The sequence below is a fragment of the Pseudomonas sp. RIT288 genome, assembly GCF_000631985.1.
GTDB lineage: Bacteria > Pseudomonadota > Gammaproteobacteria > Pseudomonadales > Pseudomonadaceae > Aquipseudomonas.
Genome location: NZ_JFYN01000033.1, coordinates 1 through 1,357 on the forward strand (window position 1 = coordinate 1; position 1,357 = coordinate 1,357).

The 1,357-nt window shown below is 60.2% G+C and carries 1 protein-coding gene; it reads right to left on the minus strand.

The window, feature by feature from the left end; all coding sequences use genetic code 11:
• A partial coding sequence (locus BW33_RS18840; protein WP_047600430.1) for an immunoglobulin-like domain-containing protein occupies window positions 1–1,357 on the minus strand: 1,357 nt, incomplete at both ends.

Below are 1,357 nucleotides of genomic sequence, written 5' to 3' on the forward strand. Positions count from 1 at the left end.
AAGTGTCGGCGGTCAGTTTGACGGTCGAGGTATCGATGGTGTCGGTAACCTCGGTAACAGCCGGAACGGTGCTCGGTACGAGATTCTCGAAGTTGCCGCCGGACGCATCCTTGATAGTGACTTCGACCTTGCCGGCGTCTTTGTAAACGTCATCGGCAGGCGCTGGAACAGTCACGGTGCCGGTAGTTTTACCCGCGTCGATGGTGATCACCGAGCCATTGCTCAGGGTCACGGTGACTGGTGTGCCCGCCGGATTGGTCAAGGTCGCGGTGTAAACGATCGAACCGCCTTCAGCGACGGAGCCAGTGGCGCTCAACGTCAGGTTGGTGGTGTCGATGGTGTCAGTCACGGTAGTGCTGACCGGCGTTTTGTCGGCGACCAGGTTTTCGTAGTTGCCACCGCTCACACCCGTGATCGAGTTGTTCAGCGGCGCCTGGCCGTTCAGCGCGTCGTTCGGTGCGGTGGTGGTGACGGTGCCGGTGGTTTTACCCACTTCGATGGTAATGGACTGACCGTTGGCCAAGGTCACGACAACCGGCGAGCCAGTCACAGGCGCACCAACGGTCGCGGTGTAAGTGACGGTGCCACCCTCGGCGACCGAGGTGTCAGCGGACAGTTTGACCGTCGAAGTGTCGATGGTATCGGTCACTTCGGTGACCGCAGGGACAGTGCTTGGCACCAGATTCTCGAAGTTGCCGCCGGACGCATCCTTGATAGTGACTTCGACCTTGCCAGCGTCCTTGTAGACATCATCGGCTGGTGCTGGAACCGTCACGGTGCCGGTAGTTTTACCCGCGTCGATGGTGATCACCGAGCCGTTGCTCAGGGTCACGGTGACCGGCGAACCGGCAGCGTTGGTCAACGTCGCGGTGTAAACGATCGAACCGCCCTCAGCCACGGTACCGGTTGCGCTCAGCGACAGGTTGGTGGTGTCGACGGTGTCGGTAACGGTGGTCGAAACCGGCGTCTTGTCGGCGACCAGATTCTCGTAATTGCCACCGGTCACGCCGGTAATCGAGTTGGTCAGTGGCTCATGACCATTCAACGCATCGTTCGGTGCGGTGGTGGTGACGGTGCCAGTGGTTTTACCCACTTCGATGGTGATGGTCTGACCGTTGGCCAGAGTCACGACAACCGGCGAGCCAGTCACAGGCGCACCAACGGTCGCGGTGTAAGTGACGGTGCCACCCTCGGCGACCGAGGTGTCAGCGGACAGTTTGACCGTCGAAGTGTCGATGGTATCGGTCACTTCGGTGACCGCAGGGACAGTGCTTGGCACCAGATTCTCGAAGTTGCCGCCGGACGCATCCTTGATAGTGACTTCGACCTTGCCGGCGTCTTTGTAAACGTCATCGGC